Origin of the sequence: Collinsella sp. AM09-41 (assembly GCF_003473245.1) — a bacterium.
Lineage (GTDB): Bacteria > Actinomycetota > Coriobacteriia > Coriobacteriales > Coriobacteriaceae > Collinsella.
This window is the reverse complement of the sequence record NZ_QRMJ01000007.1, coordinates 67,424-90,526: the sequence shown is the minus strand read 5'-3', so window position 1 is coordinate 90,526 and position 23,103 is coordinate 67,424. Positions and strand designations below refer to the sequence as shown.

General features: G+C 61.4%; 18 protein-coding genes. 9 read left to right on the top strand and 9 right to left on the bottom strand.

Features of this window, described 5'->3' with window-relative positions:
• Window positions 1-114: 114 nt before the first annotated feature.
• From DW112_RS08485 to DW112_RS08475, 3 genes are read left to right on the top strand one after another with little or no spacing between them, the layout of a single operon-like run.
• Complete coding sequence (locus DW112_RS08485) at window positions 115-618, top strand: MarR family winged helix-turn-helix transcriptional regulator (RefSeq protein ID WP_118328767.1); 504 nt, start codon at window positions 115-117, stop codon at window positions 616-618.
• Window positions 611-2,425, top strand: a complete 1,815-nt coding sequence (locus tag DW112_RS08480) for an ABC transporter ATP-binding protein (RefSeq protein WP_117637688.1) — start codon at window positions 611-613, stop codon at window positions 2,423-2,425. The genes DW112_RS08485 and DW112_RS08480 overlap by 8 nt, the downstream gene beginning before the upstream one ends.
• Window positions 2,418-4,337, top strand: coding sequence for an ABC transporter ATP-binding protein (locus DW112_RS08475; RefSeq protein ID WP_118328766.1), 1,920 nt, complete (start codon window positions 2,418-2,420; stop codon window positions 4,335-4,337). Before DW112_RS08480 ends, DW112_RS08475 begins: the two co-directional genes overlap by 8 nt.
• Window positions 4,338-4,540: 203 nt before the next feature.
• Here the strand turns inward: DW112_RS08475 and DW112_RS08470 are convergent, their stop codons facing one another.
• Window positions 4,541-5,419: a LysR family transcriptional regulator gene (locus tag DW112_RS08470; protein ID WP_233514967.1), complete on the bottom strand. Its 879-nt coding sequence runs from the start codon at window positions 5,417-5,419 to the stop codon at window positions 4,541-4,543.
• A 233-nt stretch (window positions 5,420-5,652) separates the two neighbouring features.
• Here DW112_RS08470 and DW112_RS08465 point away from each other — a divergent pair, with 233 nt between their 5' ends.
• From DW112_RS08465 to DW112_RS08450, 4 genes are all read left to right on the top strand, one after another.
• On the top strand, window positions 5,653-6,534 hold the full coding sequence (locus DW112_RS08465) for an SDR family NAD(P)-dependent oxidoreductase (RefSeq protein WP_118328765.1): 882 nt from the start codon (window positions 5,653-5,655) through the stop codon (window positions 6,532-6,534).
• A gap of 84 nt (window positions 6,535-6,618) precedes the next feature.
• Entirely contained in the window at window positions 6,619-7,875 is a 1,257-nt protein-coding gene (locus tag DW112_RS08460) for an MFS transporter (RefSeq protein WP_118328764.1), read from the top strand.
• A gap of 69 nt (window positions 7,876-7,944) precedes the next feature.
• Window positions 7,945-8,985: a Gfo/Idh/MocA family protein gene (locus tag DW112_RS08455; RefSeq protein ID WP_117766751.1), complete on the top strand. Its 1,041-nt coding sequence runs from the start codon at window positions 7,945-7,947 to the stop codon at window positions 8,983-8,985.
• A 411-nt stretch (window positions 8,986-9,396) separates the two neighbouring features.
• A complete protein-coding gene (locus DW112_RS08450) occupies window positions 9,397-11,544 on the top strand; it encodes a Tex family protein (RefSeq protein ID WP_118328763.1) in 2,148 nt (715 codons plus the stop codon).
• A gap of 381 nt (window positions 11,545-11,925) precedes the next feature.
• Here DW112_RS08450 and DW112_RS08445 read toward each other — a convergent pair whose 3' ends face one another.
• The 5 genes from DW112_RS08445 to DW112_RS08425 all read right to left on the bottom strand — a co-directional run bounded on the left by DW112_RS08445 (window position 11,926) and on the right by DW112_RS08425 (window position 15,935).
• Window positions 11,926-12,630 (bottom strand): transaldolase, encoded by a 705-nt coding sequence (locus tag DW112_RS08445; RefSeq protein ID WP_199585354.1) that lies wholly within the window; start codon window positions 12,628-12,630, stop codon window positions 11,926-11,928.
• 324 nt (window positions 12,631-12,954) lie between these two features.
• Entirely contained in the window at window positions 12,955-14,346 is a 1,392-nt protein-coding gene (locus DW112_RS08440) for a PTS ascorbate transporter subunit IIC (RefSeq protein WP_117635569.1), read from the bottom strand.
• A gap of 71 nt (window positions 14,347-14,417) precedes the next feature.
• Window positions 14,418-14,693, bottom strand: a complete 276-nt coding sequence (locus DW112_RS08435; RefSeq protein WP_022094539.1) for a PTS sugar transporter subunit IIB — start codon at window positions 14,691-14,693, stop codon at window positions 14,418-14,420.
• Window positions 14,694-14,768: 75 nt separating this feature from the next.
• Window positions 14,769-15,215, bottom strand: coding sequence for a PTS sugar transporter subunit IIA (locus tag DW112_RS08430; protein ID WP_117582968.1), 447 nt, complete (start codon window positions 15,213-15,215; stop codon window positions 14,769-14,771).
• A gap of 9 nt (window positions 15,216-15,224) precedes the next feature.
• Window positions 15,225-15,935 (bottom strand): transaldolase, encoded by a 711-nt coding sequence (locus DW112_RS08425; RefSeq protein WP_117564350.1) that lies wholly within the window; start codon window positions 15,933-15,935, stop codon window positions 15,225-15,227.
• A gap of 348 nt (window positions 15,936-16,283) precedes the next feature.
• On the opposite strand from DW112_RS08425, the gene DW112_RS08420 reads away from it, so the two are divergent.
• Window positions 16,284-17,075 (top strand): DeoR/GlpR family DNA-binding transcription regulator, encoded by a 792-nt coding sequence (locus tag DW112_RS08420; RefSeq protein WP_128620070.1) that lies wholly within the window; start codon window positions 16,284-16,286, stop codon window positions 17,073-17,075.
• Between the two features lie 45 nt (window positions 17,076-17,120).
• Here the strand turns inward: DW112_RS08420 and DW112_RS08415 are convergent, their stop codons facing one another.
• Entirely contained in the window at window positions 17,121-17,948 is an 828-nt protein-coding gene (locus DW112_RS08415; protein WP_158571746.1) for an HAD hydrolase family protein, read from the bottom strand.
• A gap of 75 nt (window positions 17,949-18,023) precedes the next feature.
• Between DW112_RS08415 and rlmKL the strand changes: the two genes are divergently transcribed.
• Window positions 18,024-20,609 carry a bifunctional 23S rRNA (guanine(2069)-N(7))-methyltransferase RlmK/23S rRNA (guanine(2445)-N(2))-methyltransferase RlmL gene (gene rlmKL, locus DW112_RS08410; protein ID WP_118328760.1) on the top strand — a complete coding sequence of 862 codons (2,586 nt, stop codon included), beginning with the start codon at window positions 18,024-18,026 and terminating at the stop codon, window positions 20,607-20,609.
• A 92-nt stretch (window positions 20,610-20,701) separates the two neighbouring features.
• Here the strand turns inward: rlmKL and DW112_RS08405 are convergent, their stop codons facing one another.
• Together DW112_RS08405 and DW112_RS08400 are read right to left on the bottom strand one after the other, a co-directional pair.
• Window positions 20,702-21,415 carry a response regulator gene (locus DW112_RS08405; protein WP_118328759.1) on the bottom strand — a complete coding sequence of 238 codons (714 nt, stop codon included), beginning with the start codon at window positions 21,413-21,415 and terminating at the stop codon, window positions 20,702-20,704.
• A 4-nt stretch (window positions 21,416-21,419) separates the two neighbouring features.
• The gene (locus DW112_RS08400; RefSeq protein WP_118328758.1) at window positions 21,420-23,045 is read right to left on the bottom strand and encodes an ATP-binding protein; all 1,626 of its coding nucleotides are present in this window, start codon (window positions 23,043-23,045) and stop codon (window positions 21,420-21,422) included.
• Window positions 23,046-23,103 lie beyond the last annotated feature (58 nt).

Here is a 23,103-nt window from a genome sequence, read left to right as displayed (position 1 = left end):
AAAACGCCGTAACTTAATAAGTTTGGTACCTTGACAATCAGTTAGGTACCTCTAGAATCACTTAGGTACAAAACAATCCCTCTACCTAACTAAAGAAAGGAGCAATGCAGCGACATGTGTGTTGAACCACTCGTCTATCCGCACGAACCCGGCGGCGACCCCTCGCAGCCGGCAGACCAGCCGCCCGCGATGAGCGAGCAGGATAAGCTTGCCAAGCGCATCCTCAATAATCTGGGCTTTTGCGGCCATTACATGCATTTTCATGGCGGAGGCGTGTCCGGCAAGGCGCCCATCATCTGCCTGCTGGCCAAGCAACCCGGCGGCGAGATGTCGCAGCAGGAGCTCGGCATGCACTTTGACCTCAAGCCGGGATCGCTTTCCGAGATCCTGTCCAAGCTCGAGCTCAACGGCCTCATCGAGCGCAGCCGTAACCCCAAGGATCGACGGCAGCTCACCATTCGCCTGACCGAAACCGGCCGGGAAAACGCCCGCATCGACCAGGCGGCCCGCATTCGCTTTAGAGAGCAGGCCTTTAGCGCGCTCACCCATGACGAGCGCGAGGACCTCGCCGAAATGCTCGATAAAATCCGCGTAACCTGGGAGGAACTGGATGATTAAAACCCTCATGGGCAGCATCCGCGACTATATGAAAGTCACCGTTGCCACGCCGTTGCTCGTGCTTGGCGAGGTGCTCTGCGAGATGCTGATTCCATTCATCACCGCCAACCTGATCGACGCTATCAAAGACGGCGCCACCGTAGCCGAGATGCTTCCCACCGCAGGCTTTTTGGTGCTCATCGCGCTGACGTCGCTTGCTTTTGGCGCCGCGGCCGGCGTCACCTGCAGCCATGCGAGCTGCGGGTTCGCCAAGAACCTGCGTCACGACCTGTTCTACAAGATCCAGACGTTCAGCTTTGCCAACATCGATGAGTTCTCGAGTTCCTCACTCGTCACGCGTCTGACCACCGACATCAACAACGTTCAGCAGGCCTTTATGATGATCATCCGTATCGCCGTGCGCGCGCCGCTGGTCTTGATCTTCGCCTTTACCATGGCATTTATCATGGGCGGCAGCGTCGCCATGGTCTACCTGGTCATCATTCCGCTGCTGGGCTTTGGACTGTTCTTTATCATCTTTAAGGTGCGCCCCATCTTCTCGCGCGTGTTCCACAAGTACGATGCCCTTAACGAGTCCGTCGAGGAAAACGTCACCGGCATGCGCGTGGTCAAGAGCTATGTGCGCGAAGACTTTGAGAAGGAGAAGTTCGCGACCGCCGCGCGCGACGTCCAGATGGACTTCACCCGCGCCGAGAAGCTGCTCGCCTTTAACAACCCCATGATGAACATCTGCGTCAACGGCGCGTTTGTCGTCATCATCTACCTGGGCTCCAAGCTCATCATCACGAGCCAGGGCACGCTGTTCGACGTGGGCCAGCTCTCCTCGACCTTTACCTATGGTTTCCAGATTCTCATGAGCCTGATGCAGCTGTCGATGATCTTTGTCATGGTGACCATGGCCGACGAATCGGCACACCGCATTGCCGAGGTGCTGGCCGCCGAGCCCACGATCGCCGATCCCGCCGAGCCCGTGCTCGAGGTTGCCGACGGTTCCATCGACTTTGACCACGTGAGCTTTAAGTATTCCAAGCATGCGAAGCGCCAGGCGCTCGACGATATCGACCTGCACATTACGAGCGGCGAGACCATCGGCATCATCGGCGGCACCGGCTCGGCCAAGTCCACGCTCGTTAACCTCATCGCCCGCCTGTACGACACCACCGAAGGCGCTGTGCGCGTGGGCGGCGTGGACGTGCGCGACTACGACCTGGACGCGCTGCGTCACCAGGTCGCCATGGTGCTGCAGAAAAACGTGCTGTTTAGCGGCACCATCGCCGAGAACCTGCGTTGGGGCGACCCGAACGCCACCGACGAGGAAGTCCGCGAGGCAGCTCATCTGGCCTGCGCCGACGAGTTTGTCGACGGTTTCCCCAAGGGCTACGACACCTGGATCGAACAGGGCGGCTCTAATGTTTCGGGCGGTCAGAAGCAGCGCCTGTGCATTGCACGCGCCCTGCTGCGTCGCCCCAAGATCTTAATCCTGGACGACTCCACCAGCGCCGTCGACACCAAGACCGACGCCAAGATCCGCGCAGGGTTGGCAAGCTATCTGCCCAACACGACCAAGCTCATCATCGCCCAACGCATCAGCTCCGTGCAGGACGCAGACCGCATCATCGTCATGGAGGGCGGCCGTATCGCGCAGATCGGCAACCATGACGAGCTACTCAAGACGAGCGAGATCTACCGCGAGACCTTTACCTCGCAAAACAAGATGTCTGCCGAGGGCGAAGGGGCCGTCGAGGCCGACACCGAGGCATCCGCAACGCAAGCTCAGACCCAGGAAGGAGGCGAGGCACATGAGTAAGGCAACGACCGCCGAGCGCGCGCTCAACCGCAAGGGCGGCACCATGTCGCGCCTCATCAAGACGCTCTTTGGCTTCTACCCCGTGCTTTTGCCCCTCGTCGTCGTCGGCGTGGTGCTCTGCGCCATCATCAACTCCATCGGCGCGACCTTCCTTCAGAGCGCCCTACAGATCATTAGCGAATCGTGGCAGTCGGGCGATTGGGAAGCCGCACAGCCCAAGATTCTGCAGCTCGTGACCACCCTCGCCTGCATCTACGGCGTCGGTGTCCTGTCCTCGCTCTTCTGGAACCGCGCCATGGCTATCGTCACGCAGGGCTCGCTGGAGAAGCTGCGCGAGATGATGTTCAACCGCATGCAGGACCTGCCGATCCGCTACTTCGACACGCACCAGCGCGGCGATATCATGAGCCACTACACCAACGACATCGACACGCTGCGTCAGATGATCAGCCAGTCGCTGCCCAACCTGCTCATGACGATCATCATCATCGTCACGGTGTTCTTTATCATGCTGTACTACAGCGTGTGGATGTGCCTGGTCATTGTGGCAGGCGTCGCCTTTATGACCTTTATGACCAAGCTGCTCGGCTCCAACTCCGCGCGTTTCTTCATCGCGCAGCAGACCGAGCTCGGCGTGGTCGAGGGCCATATCGAGGAAGTCATGAACGGTCAGAAGGTCGTCAAGGCGTTCTGCCACGAGTCTGCCGCCGAGGCCGATTTTGACGAGCGCAACGAAAAGCTCTTCGAGGTCTCGCAGAAGGCCAACATGTACGCCAACATCCTCATGCCCATCCTTATGAACCTGGGTAATCTGCTCTACGTGCTGGTGGCGCTCGCCGGCGGCATTTTCCTGGCGCTGGGCGTGCCCAACCTGAGCATCTCGGGCATGGCGCTGTCCATCGCCGTCGTGGTGCCGTTCCTTAACATGACCAAGCAGTTCTGCGGACAGATCGGCCAGATCTCGCAGCAGATCAACGCCGTGGTCATGGGTCTGGCCGGCGCCGACCGCATCTTTGAGCTCATCGATGAGGAGCCCGAGGCCGACGAAGGCTACGTGACGCTCGTCAACGCGCAGGTAAACCCCGAGACCTGGGAGCTCGAGGAGGCCGACCACCACACCGGCATGTGGGCATGGAAACATCCGCACCGCGCAACCGGCGAGATCGAGTACGTGCCGCTGCGCGGCGACTTGGTTATGGACAACGTGGACTTTGGCTACACGCCCGACCACGAGGTGCTGCACGGCGTGTCCGTATACGCCAAGCCGGGCCAGAAGGTTGCGTTTGTCGGCGCCACCGGTGCCGGCAAGACGACTATCACCAACCTCATCAACCGTTTCTATGACATTGCCGACGGCAAGATCCGCTACGACGGTATCAACGTCAATAAGATTCGCAAGGCCGATCTGCGCCGCTCACTGGGCGTCGTGCTGCAGGACGTGAACCTGTTCACCGGCACCGTGATGGATAACATCCGCTACGGCAACCTGGATGCCACCGACGAGGAGTGCATCGCGGCGGCCAAGCTTGCCGGCGCGGACGACTTTATCACACGCCTGCCCGACGGCTATGACACCATGCTCACCGGCAACGGCGCCCAACTGTCGCAGGGCCAGCGTCAGCTAATTTCGATCGCACGCGCCGCCGTCGCCGATCCGCCGGCGATGATCCTGGACGAGGCCACGAGCTCCATCGACACCCGCACCGAGGCCATCGTACAGGCGGGCATGGACAAGCTCATGGAGGGCCGCACGACGTTTGTCATCGCACACCGCCTGTCCACCGTGCGCAACTCCGACGCGATCATCTGTCTGGATCACGGCCGCATCATCGAGCGCGGCAACCACGACGAGCTGATCGCCAAGCGCGGGTATTACTACCAGCTGTACACGGGAGCGTTTGAGCTGGAGTAGGAACGGTTACTGACGGAGGGCTCCCCGGGGCGTCGGGGTAATTCCTCCGTGCTCAAACATTCTCGCTTCGCTGCGAAACTGCGCGCGGAGGAAATACCCCGCCGCCCCGGGGCACCCTCCTGCGCGCAATCAGCCCGTTGTTTAAAACGGAATAAAGGTTAGTGAGGCCCTGGCCGTTTGGCCAGGGCCTCGTTTTGTGTAAGCTACTTGAGGAGTTGGGCCATGGCGTTGACGAATTTTTGTACTTGGAGGGTGGGCTCGAGCGGGTAGTGCAAGAAGACCGGCACCTCGCGGCCACATAGGAACGGCACGCCTACAAAAGCCGGGTGCACGCCCGACCATGCGCCGCAGGTGAGCACCGCGTCGCCCTTTTCCTCCGCCTCGTTAAAGAGCGCAAAGTCAAAACTGTCCACGTCGATCACGTCCACGCCGCCATCGGCCAAAAGATCGATGCGCAGGCTGTCCATGGCGTCGTTGCCGTGGCGCAGTACGCGCAGACGCATACCCTCCAAGTCGGCAACCGTAATGCGATTCTTGCGCGCCAGCGGGCTCGTGCGCGGCAGATCGATATAAAACGGCACGTTGACAATGCGGAGCTTTTGGCAGGCATCACCCCAGCGTGGGGTAGAAAAACTCGATTGCACCACATCGACCTCGCGGCCCAAGCTACGCATGACGGTCTCGCGCTCGTCGTAGAGATCGCTTACCGGCACGATTTCAAATCGCAGCGACGGTTCCAGATCGTGGATGCCCGACCACATCGACAGCGTTTGGCGCCCCGGGCACATCATCGACACGCCCAGGCGCACGGCACCGCCATCGCCCGCCGCGCGTCGGGCACGGCGCAGCGCGTCCTCGGACTGCCGCATGATCGAGCGCGCGTCGTCCACCAGCAGTGCGCCGGCCGGCGTCACTTTGACGCCCGAGTGCGAGCGTTCGAACAGCGTGATGCCGAACTCGGCCTCGAAGCCCGACACCTGCTTGACGAGCGCCGGAGTCGACACGCGCAATTGTGCCGCCGCACGCGAGAAGCTTCCCAGCTCCGCAGCGGCCGATATGGCCTCAAGTCGTCGATCGTACACGTCAATCTCCCGTTTTCGCGCCCGTGGCCACATGGTGCCACAGGAGGTTGTTTTCGCAGGTCATGCGCTCAATTGAGAATAAACTGCATCGCACAGTGTAAACCTATGGTTAACGCCATTCTAACAAATATGCAATTCACCTGCGCAAATGCAAAGCATACGATAACCAGCGAAAACCACGTGGGTCGGTTAATGGGAGCGACCCACCGGGAGGCACAAGAAGGGAAGTTCCTATGAGCAATTGGCTTAAGCTCGAGGGCGATGTCTGCGCTGTGACTGGAGCGCTCGGCGGCATGGGCGTCGAGATTTGCCGCGAGTTCGCCCGCAATGGCGCCAACGTCGTCCTGCTCGACCTGGACGAGGAGAAGGTCAAGGCCGCTGCCGCCGACCTCGCTGCCGAGTTTGGCATCCATGCCGAGGGCTACAAGATGAACGCCACCGACGAGGCCGAGGTTCAGGCTGCCGTCGACGCCACCATCGCCGACTTCGGTCGCGTCGACGTTCTCGTCAACACCGCCGGCATCCTGCGCTTCGCCGCCATGGAGGACCTGCCGCTGAGCGACTGGAACGAGGTCCTCAACGTCAACCTTACCGGCTACTTCATCACCTCGCAGCGCTTTGGTCGCGAGATGATTAAGGCCGGCCAGGGTCGCCTGGTTCACATCTCGACCGTTGCCAGCCACTCCCCCGAGACGTTCTCGGGCGTGTACAGCTCCACCAAGGCCGGCGTCAACATGATGTCCAAGATGCTCGCCGCCGAGTGGGGCCCCTACGGCGTGCGCTCCAACTGCGTCGAGCCCTGCTTTGTTAAGACCCCGATGTCGGCGAGCTTTTACGCCGACCCCGAGGTCGAGAAGAGCCGCAGCCGCCTCATCGCCACGCGCCGCATCGGCGAGGTCAGCGATATCGCCAGCGCCGTCATGTTCCTGGCGTCCAAGCGCTCGGACTTTACCACCGGCGACGCCATCAAAGTCGACGGCGGCTTCTCCAATATGATGGGCGACCTCACCGCCAAGCCCGGCGGCCGTCGAGCCTTTGCCGACAACTACCTCAAGAACAAGGGTGTCGAGCTTTGGTCCGATGAGTCCGGCGTCGCAAAGCCGACTGACCAGTAAACAAGCCCGGTAGAAAGGGACGCGTGGCAAGCACCTAGGCGGCGTTTGCCCCTCCCCTCCCCCGTATCGATTAGAAAGAGTCCAATGGCTTCCACCAACTCCAACAAGGGTCGCGCCGTCGTGCTTTCCGCCGCGTGCGTCACCATGTTCTTCATCAGCTCCATCGCGCTGTATTCCGTTGTGAGCAAGAACCTGCTCGCCGTCTATCCCGAGTGGTCCAGCGCTCTTACCTGGGCCTTCCCGGCCTTTCAGACCATCATGGCCGTGACGGGCATCTTCGCCGGCCGCATCTCCGATAAGATCGGCCCGCGCAACGTCGTGATCGCTGCCGCCGTGTGCTACGGCGTGGGCTGGTTCATGTCCGGCACCGTCACCGAGCCGTGGCAGTTCTACCTGTGGTTCTCGCTCGTCGCCGCCATCGGCAACGGCCTGGGCTACAACCCCGCGCTCACCACCGGCCAAAAGTGGTTCATCGACAAAAAGGGCCTCGCCTCCGGCATCACCCTGGCCGCTTCGACCGCCGGCCCCGCCGTGCTGTCCCCGGTGCTCGCCTCGCTGCTCATCCCGAGCCTTGGCATCTTTGGCGCCCTTAAGGCACTCGGCGTCATCTTCTTTGTGGCGATCGCCGCCTCCGCCCTGTTCCTGAAGGCCCCCGAGGCCGGTTGGCTGCCCGAGGGCTTCGAGGCCCCCAAGGGCGGCGCGCACGCCGGCACCTTCGGCGACCTCACCCCGGGCGAGATGGTCAAAACCCCGCGCTTCTGGGTCCTCATCGCCGCCTTCGCCTTCGCCGCCACCGCGGGCACCCTGCTCGTGGGCAAGGTTGCCTCCATCGCCGCTGTCCAGCTCTTCGCCGACCCCACGAGCGCCGCGGCCGTCGCCCTCGGCGGCGTGGTCGTCTCCGTCAACACCTGCGCCAACCTGGTCGGCCGTCTGTCCTTTGGCCAGATCATCGACAAGCTCGGCGCCTACAAGTCGCTGCTCATCAGCCTTGTCGTCACCATCGTCGCGCTCGTCATCATGTCGATGAGCTTTACGCAGAGCATGTTCTTTGTGGCGCTCGCCCTGCTCGGCTTTAGCTTTGGCGCCCTGCTCGTCATCTACCCGCCGCTCACCGGTGGCGCCTTTGGCACCAGCAACATCGGCGTCAACTACGGCATCATGTTTTTGGGCTATGCCGCTTCCACCTGGATCAGCCAGCCCATCACCGCCGTGCTGTATCACGCCGAGGCCGGCAGCGCCGCCTACCAGCAGTCCTTCTACGGCGCCATTGTGATTGCCGCCATCGCCGTCGTGCTCACCGTCTACATGATGGTCTCCGACAGCAAGAAGAAGTCCGCTTAGTTTTACCGATGTGACAAAGGGACTGTCCCTTTGTCACATTCCACCAGCCACCAGCATTAAGGAGTCGAAATGTCTGAGCTCAACCCCGTCCGCATTGCCGTTATCGGCGCCGGCGCCATGGGCCGCAACCACATCCGCTTTGTCACCGAGGAGCCCGAGGCCGAACTCGTCGCCATCGCCGACGCCTTTGAGGGCGCCCGCGCCACGGCCGAGGCCGCCGGCGTGCCGTTTTACACCGATCCCGCCCAGATGATGGACGAGGCCAAGCCCGAGGCCGTCATCATCGCCACCCCCAACGACCTGCACCTGGGCGTTGCCCGCGAGGCCATCAAGCGCAACATCGTGCCGCTGGTCGAAAAGCCGATCTCCAACGACCTCGAGGATGCCCAGGCCTTCGCCGCCGAGGCCGAGACCGCCGGCGTGCCCGTGCTCGTGGGTCAGCACCGTCGTCACAACCCCTTCGTCAACAAGGCCAAGGAGATCATCGAGTCCGGCGAGCTGGGCAAGCTCACCGTGTCGAGCTTCCACTATATGATCTATAAGAATGACGAGTACTTCGATGTCGAGTGGCGCCGCAAGAAGGGTGCCGGCCCGATCCTGGTCAACCTGGTGCACGACGTCGACCTGCTCCGCTACCTGCTGGGCGAGCCCGTTGCCGTCCAGGGCATGCAGTCCAGCGCCGCCCGCGGTTTTGAGACCGAGGACTCCGCCGTGGTCAACGTCCGTTTTGCCGATGGCGCGCTCGCAAGCATGACCATCTCCGACGCCACCGCCAGCCCCTGGAACTGGGAGGCAACCGCTCGCGAGGATCCGCAGTATCGCCCCTTCGACGCCGATGCCTACTTTATTGGCGGTACCAAGGGCGCCCTTTCGCTACCCCGCCTGCACCAGTTCTCCTACGACGGTGCCTCCAACTGGCACAAGCCGCTGCAGATGGAGATCCCGGCTGTGGACCCGGCGCTGCCGCACAAGATGCAGCTCAAGCACTTTGTGAAGGTCGTCCGCCGCGAGGTCGAGCCCGTCGTGACCCCCGCCGACAACGTCAAGACGCTCACGCTTCTCAACGCCATCAAGGAGGCCGCCGAGACCGGCCAGCTCGTCGAGCTGTAATGCCTTGAGAGCGGCCGCGGCAGAAACCCCATGCCGAGTCCCTCGGTCCGCCACAAATAAGCCCCTCTTCTTTGCCCCGCGAGCAGCCTCCTGCCCGCGGGGCATTTTGCTACGTTGCCAATGATTTTTCTGGGACGGGGGACTTTTTGCACCTCAGCTTGATTCGTTCGCCACGAAATGTGCCTATCTACTACGTTTAACCAATCACCCTCATCCATACCGAATTTCGCGAAATAAAAACCGCAGGTAGACGGGTTGCGCATTTTCGGAAAACCCAGGTATGGCCAGCCCCTACGGGTAAAACGTAGTAGATAGGCCGTTTTTGTGGCGCGGCCCCAAAACAGTCTTTTGGGACGGGTGGTATCCTTTGTAGCTCCGCGCTACAAACGCACCTCAAACGCAAGGAGTCCCATGGATCTTATCGCCCAGCTCGCGCGCGAGCTCAACCTTAAGGCCGCCAACGTCGAGGCGGCCGTCAAGCTCATCGACGAGGGAAACACCATTCCCTTTATCTCGCGCTACCGCAAGGAAGCCACGGGCGGCATGGACGACGTCGCCCTGCGCGCACTCGACGAGCGCCTGTCCTACCTGCGCAATCTTGAGCAGCGTAAAGAGGACGTCATCCTGCTCATCGATGCCCAGGGCAAACTCACGCCCGAACTCGAGCAACAGATTCGCGAGGCCACACAGCTCCAGCGTGTCGAGGACCTCTACAAGCCCTACCGCAAAAAGCGCATGACCCGCGCGCAGAAGGCACGCGAGGCCGGCCTGGAGCCGCTCGCCAACATGATCATCATGCAGGCCTCGGCCAAGGGCAGCGCACTCGACGCCGCCGCGGCATACGTCAACGAGGAGGCCGGCTTCGACACGCCCGAGAAGGCGCTCGCCGGCGCCGCCGACATCGTGGCCGAGACGGTGGCCGAGGACCCCGAGAACGTCGCCGACCTGCGCGCCTTTACGCAAAACACCGCCGACATCGTCGTCGAGGCCACCGACCCCGCCGAGAAGACCCCCTACGAGCCGTACTACAGCTATGATGAGCCGCTGCGTCGCATCCCCAACCACCGTGTGCTGGCTATCGACCGCGGTGAGCGTGAGGGCAAGCTCCGCGTGCGCGTGAACGTCGACGGCGCTGCCGCTACGGCACGCCTCGGCAGCCGCTGGCCCCGTCGCCAGGGCGTGTTTGCTCCCGTCTTTGACGCCGCCATCGCCGATGGCTACAAGCGCCTCATGGCCCCCTCGCTGGAGCGCGAGGCCCGCGCCAAACTCACCGTTCGTGCCCAGACCGAGGCCATCAACGTCTTTGCCAAGAATCTCGAGGGCTTGCTCTCGGCGCGCCCCGTGCGCGGCGCCCGCGTGCTCGCGCTCGATCCGGGCTACCGCACCGGCTGCAAGGTCGCCGTCATGGACGAGACCGGCAAGCTACTCGACCACGGCGTGGTCTATCCCACCAAGCCGCGCCACGACGTCGCCGGCACCAAGCGCGAGCTCGCCCGCCTCGTCAAGAAGGACGGCGTCAACACCATCGTCATCGGCAACGGCACCGCCAGCCACGAGACCGAGGAAGTCGTCTCGGAGTTCATTACCGAGCAGGCACCCAGCCTTCGCTACACCATCGTCAACGAGGCCGGCGCGTCGGTGTACTCCGCCTCCGAGCTCGCCAGCCAGGAATATCCCGACCTAGACGTCACCGTACGTGGCGCCATGAGCCTGGGCCGCCGTCTGCAAGACCCGCTGGCAGAGCTCGTCAAGATTCCGCCCCAGTCCATCGGCGTTGGCCAGTACCAGCACGACCTTGACCAGGCCGAGCTTTCGCGCACCCTGGGCCACGTGGTGGAAGACGTCGTCAACCGTGTGGGCGTCGACGTCAACACCGCGAGCGCAAGCCTGCTGGGCTACGTGTCGGGCATTACGCCGAGCGTAGCCAAAAACATCGTGGCCTACCGCGAGGAAAACGGCGCCTTTACCGATCGCCGCCAGCTCAAGAAGGTCCCCAAGCTGGGACCCAAGGCGTACCTCAACGCCGCAGGTTTCCTGCGCATCAGCGGCGGCAAGAACCCGCTCGACGCGACAAGCGTCCACCCCGAAAGCTACGAGGTGGCCACGGCCGTCCTGGAGCGCGCCGGCGTTGCGGCAAGCGAGCTCAGCCGCGGCGGCGTGCCCGATATCGAGCGCCGCCTGGGCAGCATCTCGGCGCTGGCAAGCGACCTGGACTGCGGCACCCTCACGCTCATCGACATCGTCAACGAGCTCAAGAAGCCCGGTCGCGACCCGCGCGACGACGCGCCCGAGGTAGTCTTTAGCCGCTCGGCGCTTTCGATCGACGACCTGGAGCCCGGCATGGAACTCAAGGGCACGGTGCGCAACGTTGTGGACTTTGGCGCCTTCGTCGACGTGGGCGTGCACCAGGACGGCCTCGTACACATCTCCAAGCTGGCCAACCGCTTCGTCAAGCACCCCAGCGACGTGGTGCGCGTCGGTGACACGGTCAAGGTGTGGGTTGAAAAGGTCGATCGCGACCGCAAGAAGATCTCCCTCACCATGGTGCAGGGGAAGTAAACCGCCAAAGCAAGGGTCCCCCCTCTCGCGACGTGCAAAATCGCGAGTATTCTGCAAATTCCACCGTTCCGGATGCCCCTCAGAGACGAAAAAGCAAGAAACAGCCCCCGTTTTAGCGTCATCAGAGCCAAAACGGGGGCTGTTCCATGCTTCACCCAGCTGGTAAAAGCCTTTACCTTGCTGAATACTCTCAATTTTGCACGGCGCAGGCGGGGGTACCTTTGTCCACGGCAGGATATGGAAGCCTATCACCAACCTACCGGCAAGTTCGTGTCGGCAGCCCCGGCCTTTCCTTTGCCTAGCGCGACCCTCGCGAAGCGCGTGAGCGATAGGGAAAGGAAAGGCCGGGGCGAACAACCCGCGATGTAGCCAGCGTTCGCGTTACGGCAGGATATGGAAACCGAGCGAGGCGATATCCTTGGCAAAACCGCGCACGGTATCGAGCGAGACCTCGTACGGGTCACGGCCGATGTTCTTACGCTTGGCCAGGATGCTGTTGGGCACCGTGATGATCCGGCAACCGCATCCTTCCGCCTGGTAAATATTGATAAGCTCACGCGTGGACGCCCACAGGACCTCGCAGTTGGGCTTGGCGACGGCCTTCTTGACCGACTCCGTCATAAACGGAATGGGATCGACGCCGGTGTCGGCGATGCGGCCGGCAAAGAGCGAGATGATTGACGGCGTCTCGGCGTCAACGGCCTCGACCATCTCGTCGACCTGCGCAGGCGTAAAGATGGTGGTGACGTTGACCTTGATGCCGTCGGCCGAAAGCTTGCGGACCAGCTCGGCGGTGGACTCGCCCTTGGTAGTCACGCACGGAATCTTGACATAGACGTTCTCGGCCCAGGTAGCGATCTCGCGCGCCTCGACCTCCATGGTCTCGACGTCGTCGGCAAAGACCTCAAACGACACGGATACATCGGTGATGTGGGTCAAGACCTCTTTGGCAAACGCGCGGTAATCCGTCACGCCACCCTTTTTCATAAGGGACGGGTTGGTCGTGAAACCCTGAACGTTGCCGTTCTCGTACATGTCGAGCATGCCCTCGAGGTTTGCACCGTCAGCGAACACCTTGATTGCCATCTGCCTGATTCCTTTCGCTTGCACATGGGCGTTAAACTGCTAAACACTTTACCTACGTTTACCAAGGCGTGAACTGCGGTTTTTTATCTTCTCGGCGAACGGTTTTGCAGTTTTACCATTTTTATATCGACACCCCAGCGGCAAAACGTTTTTGCTGATCATCGCGGTTGATTCCGTTCGCGGCGCAGAGACAGCACTTCACCGGTGCGTTTTCGCAACCGCTCCAAAACAAAAAGCGGTGACGCCTCATTTGAGACGCCACCGCTTCCGTGTAGGAGCCGGTTATCGGAGCTCCGCCCGATTAGGGCTTAACGTATGCCTGGATTACTCTTCCTCAACGTGATTGATCACAGCACCCTTGGTGTGGATGAAGTTGGGGACGAAGGCGACGATCAGAAGGACAGCAAGAATCGCGTAGACACCGGTGGTACCGAAGGCCTCGGCAGCGCGGCCAAGCGTAATACCAATGACGGAGAAATCGAAGTCGCCGAACGTAGTGTTCTTGAAGCCAAAGACGTCAAGAACGGGCAGGAGCAGGGCCGGGGCAAAGGTGATGAGCAGGCCGTTGACGAAAGCGCCAAGAGCTGCGCCCTTGCGACCGCCGGTAGCATTGCCGTAGATGCCCGCGGTAGCACCGCAGAAGAAGTGGGGAACCATGCCCGGGATGATGAAGATGCCCAGGGTAGCGCCCACGATGAACATACCGACCACGCCACCGATGAAGGAAGCGACAAAGCCGAGGATGACGGCGGTGGGAGCATAGGGGAAGAAGACGGCGCAGTCGACGGCGGGGATGGCACCGGGGATCAGCTTGTTGGAGATGCCCTGGAAAGCCGGGACCAGGTCGGCAAGGATCATACGAACGCCGTTGTAGACGATAGTGACACCGACGGCGAAGGACAGGGCACAGGTCAGGGCATAGACAATCACGTTGTCGCCGCCAGCGGTCTTGGTAACGACCGCAGGATCTGCGATGTAAGCGGCGAAAGCGGTAACCAGGTAGAAGAAGGCCATGGTAAGAGCCGTGGAGATGGTAGTGTCGCGCAGGAAGGCGAACTTCTCGGGAACCTCGATCTTCTCGGTGCTGTTCTCCTCGGCGTCCTTAGCAAAAAGCGTACCGACTGCAGCGGAGATGTAATAGGCGAGTGAACCGAAGTGGCCCATGGCGATTTCATCGCCATCGGTAACCTTCTCGGTGAAACGCTGACCAACGGCGGGAAGCATAGCGCTCACGAGGCCCAGGAACATGCCGCCCACGATGACAAGCTGGACATCCTGGAAGCCAGATGCCTGCAGAACGGCAGACAGCAGGCAGGCCATAAACATGCTGTGATGGCCCGTCAGGAAGATGTACTTAAACTTGGTAAAGCGGGCAATGATAATGTTCACGACATAGCCGAGAATCAGGATCATCATGGTCTGAACGCCGAGGACGCTCTGAGCCATCGAAACGACGACCTCGTTGTTGGGCACGACGCCGGTGATGTGGAAACCGGTCTCGATGAAGGTACCCAGCGGAGCAAGGTTCTCCTGAACAACAGCGGCGCCGGCAGACAGCATGATGTAACCAAGAATGGGCTTCAGGGTGCCCGTCATCACCTTGTGGGCAGGACGCTTAAGCGCGACAAGGCCCACAAAGGCAAATAGACCCATAATCCACGCTGGCTTGGTCAGAATCGATTGGATAAACTCAAGTATGGGAAGGATGGCTTGCATCTGCGCTTCCTTTCTCTCTAACGTGGGCGCGTTTCCCTCTTCCACAGGGAACCGCCCTTTTTTGTGCCGCTTTAGGCGTTAGCGGCGGCCGCCTTGATTGCCTCGAGGGCGTCTTCGCGGATCTTCTTCTTGTTCACATAGCTGCGAACGATCACAACGTTGCCGTGGAGCTCGGGGGCGAGTTCCTTAACGGTGATGAACAGATCCGGATTTGCGGAAGAAGCACCGTTCAGGTCCATAGACTCAACGTCGGCCTTGATGCCCTCCTCCTCGCAAAGCTCCTCGACTTTGCCAGCGAGCATCAGGCTGGACCCGATGCCGTTTCCGCATACGGTGATGATATGCATGGCAACCTTCCTCTCCTACACGTGACGGTTTTCCGTCTATCCAAAAGCGGCGACGCATCGCCGTGCCATTAAGGCCTAAAAGAATGAACGCATGGTCTCCAAAACCTGCTCGGGCGTATCGCATGCGCTGAGCTTGGCAACGCAGTCCTCGTCCTCGAACATCTGCGAAAGCTCCGCCAAGCAGCCAAGATGAGCCTTGGGGTCGGGTGCGCAAATACCCACGAGCACGTGAACCGGATCGAAATCCTCGTGTCCAAACGCAACGGCTGGGTCAAGCGTGACGATACAGATTCCCGCTTCGCTCACATTGCCATCTGCCTGAGCGTGGGGCATGGCGATGCCCTCTTCCAAGACCATATAGGGGCCGAATTTGTGAACCGATGAAATCATGGCGTCAACATAGCTCTGATCGCATTTGCCAGCGTCTACGAGCAACTTACCGCATGCCCTGATCGCTTCCTCCCAGTCGGAGGCCTCGACGTGGCAGGCAACAAGCTCGGGCTTAAGAAGATCGGTCAGCATGCTCGTCCCCTACTCCTCGGGCAGGATATGAAAACCAAGCGCCTGAATGTCGCGGGCAAAACCCTTGACCGTATCAAGCGAGTACTCAAGCAAATCTTTCCCGAAATTCTTGCGCTTGGCAAGAAGGGCATTGGGGACCGTAATGATCTGGCATCCAACGGACTCCGCCTGGAAGATATTGAGGACCTCGCGCGTAGACGCCCAGAGAACCTCGGCAGCAGGCTTAACGGCAGCCTTCTTTACGGACTCCGCCATGAGGGGCAGCGGATCGACGCCGGTATCGGCAATGCGACCGGCGAAGATGGACAGAATAGAGGGGGTCTCAGCAGAGACGGCATCGACAAACTCGTCGACCTGCTCGGGCGTGAAGATAGTGGTGACATTCACCTTGATGCCGTCGGCAGAAAGGCGCTTGACCAGCGCGGCAGTGGACTCACCCTTGGTGTTGAGCGCCGGGATCTTAACGTAGACGTTGTCTGCCCAGGTTGCGATCTCGCGAGCCTCGGCTTCCATACCCGCCTCGTCGTCGGCGAATACCTCAAAAGAGACCGACACATCAGTAATGTGCTCAAGAACCGTCTTGGCAAAAGCGCGGTAGTCGGTCACGCCGCCGGCCTTCATAAGGGAAGGATTGGTCGTGAAGCCCTGAACGTTGCCATTGTCATGCATGTCAAGCATACCCTCGAGGTTAGCGCCGTCGGCAAACACCTTGATCGCCATGTTCGGTCCTTTCTCATCTAACACTATTGCTATCGAAAGCCTTCTTCTTTGTTTCAAAAGCTTTTCGGTTTTCTTTTATAAACCATTTCAAAAGCTATCGAAAGCTCAATTGTCAACTTTCCGTGAACGGTCGAATATCGGGCGTGAACGTACTTCTTTTGGGCGGCACCTTCAGAATGAGACTCTTTATAGCCCGTTTACGTGCGAACTATCTGCTACGCATGCATTTGTGACATGCCATTCCGTTCTTTTGATTCATTCGAATTTGCCTTGTTCTTTTCATATCGATACGTTATATTTCGATTACGAAAGGCGCATCTTTTACCTTTTGTTCAAAAGGAGCGGCATATGGCATCTACTTCAGACCTTTCACCGGCCGAGCGTCAGCGATTTATCATGAATTGGCTGGCCGAAAAGCCAAATATCTCGGTATCCGACATCGTTCGCCGTTTTTCGGTTTCGGAAGTCACCGCACGACACGACCTCATCTCGCTGGAATCCGAAGGCAAGCTGCGTCGCGTACGCGGCGGAGCGGTATCGCTTTCTCGCTCCAACGCAATCTCGTATCCCGAGGAGCGCATCAATGTCCAAGTCGAGGCCAAGGAAGCCATCGCCGCAACCGCAGCAACTCTTGTTGATGATGGCGATGTTCTGGTAATTGATATCGGCACCACAGGCTTTTACTTCGCTAAGGCCCTCATGGACAAGCGTGAGATCACCATTATCACCGGCGATCTTGCAATCGCGAACTACGCCAGCTTCAATCTCCCCAATGCTTCGGTAGTGCTGCTGGGCGGCTCCGTGCGCAAGGGCCACCTCTATCTCGCGGGCGCACTGACGCTCGACTGCATGAGCAAACTACATGCCGACAAGGCGTTTGTCAGTGCTGACGGATTCCACCCCGACCACGGTTTTACCGTCGAGCACGACTTCTCGGCCATGATCAAGCATATGTACCTTACCAACTCAAACCAGGGCTACATGATGGTTGACCAGGGAAAGTTCAACAAGACCAGTTTTTATCAGTCCGCGCAGATCGATGACCTCGACGGCATCATCGTTGATGGAGACAACGAGGGCATCATGACGGCGGCGATCGAGAGCAGTCGCAGTCATCCCAAGCTCTATATTGCAAAATAGCTCAAATGGCCGGGTCGCCCCCACTGCGGGCGACCCGGCCATTTATTAAATCAACCCAAAATGGCGCATCGCTGTGACGGTGCCATCGTGTGCGACATCGTCGGTCACGTAGTCGGCGATCGCCTTGACCTCGGGCATGGCGTTGCCCATGGCGACAGCCGTCTCGACGGCGGCGAGCATGCCCAGGTCGTTGCCCGAATCGCCAAAGCCAAAGGTGCGCGCATTTCCCGCGCGACCCAGATACTCCAGCGCCCGCGCCACGCCCACGCCCTTGTCGATGCCCTTGGGGCTCAGCTCGCGATTCTGACCACCGGTGTTGCACAGCTCAAACTCGCGCTCGATAAAGCCGTCATCGTTGGCTACGCGAGCCAGGTCGCACGCGTTAATGCACACCTTGCCTACGCGCAAGCGGCCATCGACGCGCATCTGATCAACGCCATGCACCACGCCGGCGCCTAGCAGAAATGACTGTTCGACACCAACTGGCTCAAGTGAATAGGTGGCACCGTTCGTCTCGAACAACGCCTCGCCGCCCGCCACAGTAATGCGACGCGCGAGCTCCTCAACAATGTCCTCGTCAATGCAGTCCTCGTGTGCCACGCGGCCCTCGACCTCTAGCGTGGCCCCCGCCATGGCAACGATACCCGCCGGGTTCAGCGCGCGCAGGCCATCGGCAATCAGCCACAAGGGGCGACCCGTGCAGATAAATGCCTGGTGACCCGCATTGCGCAGGCGACCAAATGCATCGACAACGGCCTTCGACGGATGGATTGCATTGAAGTCCTTATCGGTCATATCGTCGGGATCGAACGACGTCAGCGTGCCGTCCACGTCAAAAAAGAGCACAGCGGGTTCGGGACACGCATCAATCATATGGGTTCCTTTCGAGGATAAGGGCAAACGAAGCATCCATCATATAATGGAGCGACGCAACCAGAGAGGTCACCCATGGAATTTTACGCAAGCTGCCCCGAGGGCTTTGAGTCCGCACTCGCCGATGAGCTTAAACGCCTCGGGCTTTCGCATGTCCGCCGCCTGAAGGGCCGCGCTACATTTGAGAGCGAGCTCGAAGAAGGCTATCGCGCCTGTCTGTGGTCGCGCCTGGCCAGCCGCGTGTTCGTGGTACTCGGGCGCTTTGAGGCGCAGGATGCCGATGAACTGTACGATAGCGTTTACGACATCGCCTGGGAGAGCATCGTCCGCCCGGGCGCTACCATCGCCATCACCGCCCGCGGCGTGACCGAGCAGCTGCGCAACACGCGCTTCTCGGCCCTGCGCGCCAAGGACGCGCTGTGCGACCGTCTGGCCGAGACCACGGGCCGTCGCGCCGACGTCGATGCCGCCGACCCCGGTGTTCACCTACTGCTTTCGCTGCGTCAGCGCCGCGCGAGCATCAGCCTGGACCTTTCGGGCGACCCGCTGTTCAAACGTCTGCCGCCCGCTGCGACCCGCGCCGGCGAGGGCGCGCACGTGCTGCGCCCCGACTACGCCGCCCTGGTGCTGGCGCAGGTCGGCTGGACCGCACTATGCGAGCGCGAGCTGACGGCCGACGATTACGAGAACGAAGCCCTTCCCACGCTGATCGATGCCTCGTGCGCCGGCGGCGGTCTGCTGCTGGAGGCCGTGAACATTCTGACCGACCGCGCCCCGGGCGCCGCACGCGAGCGCTGGGGTTTTGAGGGCTGGCAGCTGCACGATGCCGCCCTGTGGGAGCAGCTGCTTGCCGAGGCGCGCGAGCGCGAGGCGGCAGCGCGCGAGCGCCAGGCGCGCATCGTGGCCGTGGATGTTGACCCCGCCGCCCGTAAGACCGCTGAGCGCATGGTTAAATGTGCCGGCTACAAGCGCTTTGTCGATTTTTGCGCCGCCAAGTCCGCCACCGTACTGGACCACGCGGGCGCTGTCGCCGGCGCCGCCGTGGTCGCGGATACGACCGAGACACCGCTTTCGCTCATGCACGACGCCATGACGCTGGTCGGCGAGCTGCGCCGCGCGCCCGAGTTTGCCGCGGCGCCGGTCGCCGCACTCACCCGCGACGGCTTGCTGGCCCGCGCGCTCCACGCCGAGCCCGCGCGCTCCATCGCCGTCATGCCCAACAACGAAGAGGCGACCGTCGAAGTCTGGCCTTCGCTCGACCACGCCGCCGCAGCGTTTGAGGCTGCGACCAGTGCGGATACCGAGGCCGAGGTTGCGGATGCCAACGAAGTCAACGACAAAGCTGCCGCTTCCGCCATGCCCGAACCTGCCGCCACGCTCGACCTGGGCGACGGCAAGCCGCTGCCCGTGCTCATCCCCGAGTCCGGGCAGTTCGCCAACCGCCTGCGCAAGAATGCCCGTCTGCGCCGCAAGTGGGCCAAGCGCGAGGGCGTGAGCTGCTACCGCGTCTACGATGCCGACCTGCCCGACTACTCCGCCGCCATCGATCTGTACGAGGGTTGCCCGCAGACTCCGGGCCGCTGGCTCGTCATCGCCGAATACGCCGCGCCCAAGACCATCGACCCCGCACTGGCTCAGGCCCGTATGCTCGACATTCTGGCTATCGCGCCGCGCATCCTAGATGTTCCCGCCGAGCATGTGCACGCCAAGGCCCGCATGCGTTCGCGCGGTGGCTCGCAGTACGGCAAGCAGGGCGCCGGCAAGGGCGGATCGGGCGAACGCGCCAACATCGCGCGCCGTCGCCTCCCGCTCATCGAAGAGGGCGGCCTCACCTTTGCCGTCAACTTTGACGACTACCTGGACGTGGGCATCTTCTTGGACCACCGCGTCACCCGCAACCTGGTGCGCGAGCACGCCAAGCAGGCGCGCCGCTTCCTCAACCTGTTTGCCTACACCGGCACTGCCACCTGCTACGCGGCCGATGGCGGCGTCGAGGAGACCGTGACGGTCGACCTCTCCAACACCTATCTGGACTGGGCCGAGCGCAACATGTGCCAGAACGGCTTTGTGGGGCCTCAGCATCATTTTGTGCGCGACGACGTGCTCGCCTGGATTCGCGACCAGCGCCAGACGCGCAACCGCTGGGACCTGATCTTTGTCGACCCGCCAACGTTCTCGAACTCGTCCAAGATGGGCCGTCGCACCTGGGATGTCCAGCGCGACCATGTTGAGCTTTTGGCCGGCGTATCGCGCCTGCTTGCGCAGGGCGGCCATGCCATCTTTAGCTGCAACCTGCGCGGCTTCCGCCCCGAAACGCGCAAGCTCGCCCGCGCGGGCGTGGTGCTGGAGGACATTACGGCGCAGACCATCCCCGAGGACTTCGCGCGCAACCAGAAAGTGCACCACTGCTACATCGTGCGCCGCCTGCCCATCGAGGACGCCATGGCCGAGGTCGGCTTTAGCGCCGAGGAAATTGCCGAGCGCGTCGAGGAACTGCGCAACCCCGAGGCCCGCAAGACACGTGCAGCAGCGCCCGCGCACGCGCAGGCCGGCGACCGAGGGCCGCGCGGCAACGGCAAGTCCAGCTTTGCCGGCAAGCCCTCCCCCGCCGGCAAACCTAAAAAGAAGAAGTTCTACGCCAGCAAGCCCAAGGGCAGATAACAAAGTTGCGGTGGAATACGGACTTTTGCCTGGAATTAGGTAAATTTAGACCGTATTTCACCGCAACTCATATTGGGATGGCGGATGCCGACCTATCCCTGGATGACCAATCGGTAACCAATACCCACGCGCGTCTGGATATAGCGCGGATGCGCGGGGTCGGACTCGATCTTCTTGCGCAGCGTGCCCATAAAGACACGCAGGCTCGCCAGGTCGCTCTTGGTCGCCGTGCCCCAAATCTCGTGCAGGATAAACTGGTGCGTCAGTACCTTGTCGGCGTTATGCGCCAGCAGGCACAGGAGCTTATACTCGATTGGCGTCAGATGCAGTTCCTCGCCATCCATTGTGGCGATGCCGGCATCAAAATCGATATGCAGCTCACCGGTATCGAACGAGCCCTCGGAGACAACGCCGCCCGTCTGCGCATACGAAAGGCGCCTGAGCGTCGTGCGAATGCGCGCGAGCAGTTCCTCGACCGAAAACGGCTTGGTCAGATAGTCGTCGGCGCCGGCATCGAGCGCGCGGATTTTGTCCGCATCCTCGCTGCGCGCCGAGACCACGATAATCGGCATGCCCGACCATGCACGCACCGACTCCACCACCTTGACGCCGTCCATATCGGGCAGGCCCAGATCGAGCAGCACAATGCTCGGTGCCTGCGATGAGGCGGCGGCGATGGCGGCATGGGCGGTCTCCACAGCCATATGGCGCAAGCCGTGCGCCTCGAGCGCGGCAACAATAAGATTGCGAACGGCGGGGTCGTCCTCAACGACCAAGATGAGCGGTTTTACGGCAGAGTTCGGCACAGCGCTACTCCTTATCAAACGAAACGTCGGCGGCGGGAAGTTCAATCGTAAAGACCGAACCGTGCGGGTCCGCCGCGGCAACCTCTATGCTACCGCCATGTGCCAACGCAATGGAACGGCAGAGCGAAAGACCCAGGCCAACGCTGCGGTGGCTGTCGGCCAGACCATGGTTGGCGGTATAGAACGACTCGAAGATCCGCTCGCGATCCTCGGGCGCGATGCCCGGACCATCATCGGCCACCGAGCACGCCACGCGTCCATCGTCGACGCTAATCGAAATCATGATATGCGAGCCCGCGGGCGTATAGGTGATGGCGTTGTTCACCAGATTGACCACCAGCTGCACCATCAGGCGTGCATCGACGTTGACGAGCGCCGGCTCATCGCACGCCACCACCTTAAGGTCGTGCTCGCGCACGGCAGGGTTCACGTGGCGCAGCGCCTCCTCGACGATATCGTCCATGAGCTCGAGCGTGGTCGACAGGCGCATACCGCCACCCTCGAGCTTGGTGATGGCGAGCAGATTCTCGACGGTGGCGTTGAGCCACAGCGCATCCGAGCGAATGGATAGAAGCAGGCCGCGGCGCGTCTGGGCATCGAGCACCGCGGTGCCGGTCGAGCCCTGATCGAGCAGCACGTCGGCATTACCCGAAATACTGGTAAGCGGCGTGCGCAGATCATGCGAGATGGAGCGCAGCAGGTTGGCGCGCAGCTGTTCGTTTTTGGCGAGCACCGCCGCCTCCTCGCGGGCCTCCATGGCGCGGGCGCGGTCGAGCGCCAGCTCGCCTTCGCTCACGATGGCATCGGCAAGCGTCCGCTCCTCATGCGTCAGCACGTCGGGCTCGGCAACGATAGCCAGCACGCCCACCACCGAGGCGGGGTCGCCCGAACGGACGAAGCCGTCGCCCGTGCGAACCGTCAGGTAGATGCCATAAAACGTCGAGCCGCCATAGGTGGCATCGAGCGGCGTTCCCACATAGGCGGACGCCGAGAGCCGCGGCGGCATCTGCGGCGCCAGTTCATGCACCGGCGCGGCATCGCCCACGGCCGTGTATGTCGCACGCGGCAGCAGGTCATCGCCCTCGGCGTCGGCGCTGTACCACACGACCGGACAGCCCGAAAGACGCGCCAGCTGCGTTGCCATGGCATGGACAATCTGCTGCTGATCAGCGCACCGCTGCAGCATGCGGTTGGTCTCGAGCACCATATGCGTGCGGCGGTCGCTGGCGGCAGCCTGTGCCAAGGCACGGCGCAGGGCCAACGCAATCGAGCTCGATACAAGCGAGACCACGAACATGATGAAGAACATGCCGGGATAGACACGGTCGATAAACGACAGCGAGCAGCGCGGGTCGACAAACAAGAAGTTGTAGAGCGCCACGGCGGCAGCCGAGCTCAGCAAGCAATACAGGCGACTCCAGGTAAAGAATGCGCACAGCTGAACGGCGAACACATAGACGATCATGATGCTCGGCGCGAGACCCGGATGGTCGAGCAGCGCGCCCACAATCGTCGCCGCGACCAGCAACCCCGCCGATACGCAAGCGTCATACAGAGGACCGCGTCGCGTCTGCGTTGTGCGCCGCCACCAAAAGTTATCGGCAATATCGCCGTCCGCATGGACATCCATTAGCGCCCCGCCCCTCTCTCAAAACAAAAACCACCACAAAGGGACAGGCACCTTTGTG

Excerpts from the sequence above, each read along its gene's own strand:
- DW112_RS08485 (WP_118328767.1), top strand. The coding sequence starts at position 115 with ATGTGTGTTGAACCACTCGTCTATCCGCACGAACCCGGCGGCGACCCC.
- DW112_RS08480 (WP_117637688.1), top strand. The coding sequence starts at position 611 with ATGATTAAAACCCTCATGGGCAGCATCCGCGACTATATGAAAGTCACC.
- DW112_RS08475 (WP_118328766.1), top strand. The coding sequence starts at position 2,418 with ATGAGTAAGGCAACGACCGCCGAGCGCGCGCTCAACCGCAAGGGCGGC.
- DW112_RS08465 (WP_118328765.1), top strand. The coding sequence starts at position 5,653 with ATGAGCAATTGGCTTAAGCTCGAGGGCGATGTCTGCGCTGTGACTGGA.
- DW112_RS08460 (WP_118328764.1), top strand. The coding sequence starts at position 6,619 with ATGGCTTCCACCAACTCCAACAAGGGTCGCGCCGTCGTGCTTTCCGCC.
- DW112_RS08455 (WP_117766751.1), top strand. The coding sequence starts at position 7,945 with ATGTCTGAGCTCAACCCCGTCCGCATTGCCGTTATCGGCGCCGGCGCC.
- DW112_RS08450 (WP_118328763.1), top strand. The coding sequence starts at position 9,397 with ATGGATCTTATCGCCCAGCTCGCGCGCGAGCTCAACCTTAAGGCCGCC.
- DW112_RS08445 (WP_199585354.1), bottom strand. The coding sequence starts at position 12,630 with ATGGCAATCAAGGTGTTCGCTGACGGTGCAAACCTCGAGGGCATGCTC.
- DW112_RS08440 (WP_117635569.1), bottom strand. The coding sequence starts at position 14,346 with ATGCAAGCCATCCTTCCCATACTTGAGTTTATCCAATCGATTCTGACC.
- DW112_RS08435 (WP_022094539.1), bottom strand. The coding sequence starts at position 14,693 with ATGCATATCATCACCGTATGCGGAAACGGCATCGGGTCCAGCCTGATG.
- DW112_RS08430 (WP_117582968.1), bottom strand. The coding sequence starts at position 15,215 with ATGCTGACCGATCTTCTTAAGCCCGAGCTTGTTGCCTGCCACGTCGAG.
- DW112_RS08425 (WP_117564350.1), bottom strand. The coding sequence starts at position 15,935 with ATGGCGATCAAGGTGTTTGCCGACGGCGCTAACCTCGAGGGTATGCTT.
- DW112_RS08420 (WP_128620070.1), top strand. The coding sequence starts at position 16,284 with ATGGCATCTACTTCAGACCTTTCACCGGCCGAGCGTCAGCGATTTATC.
- DW112_RS08415 (WP_158571746.1), bottom strand. The coding sequence starts at position 17,948 with ATGATTGATGCGTGTCCCGAACCCGCTGTGCTCTTTTTTGACGTGGAC.
- rlmKL (WP_118328760.1), top strand. The coding sequence starts at position 18,024 with ATGGAATTTTACGCAAGCTGCCCCGAGGGCTTTGAGTCCGCACTCGCC.
- DW112_RS08400 (WP_118328758.1), bottom strand. The coding sequence starts at position 23,045 with ATGGATGTCCATGCGGACGGCGATATTGCCGATAACTTTTGGTGGCGG.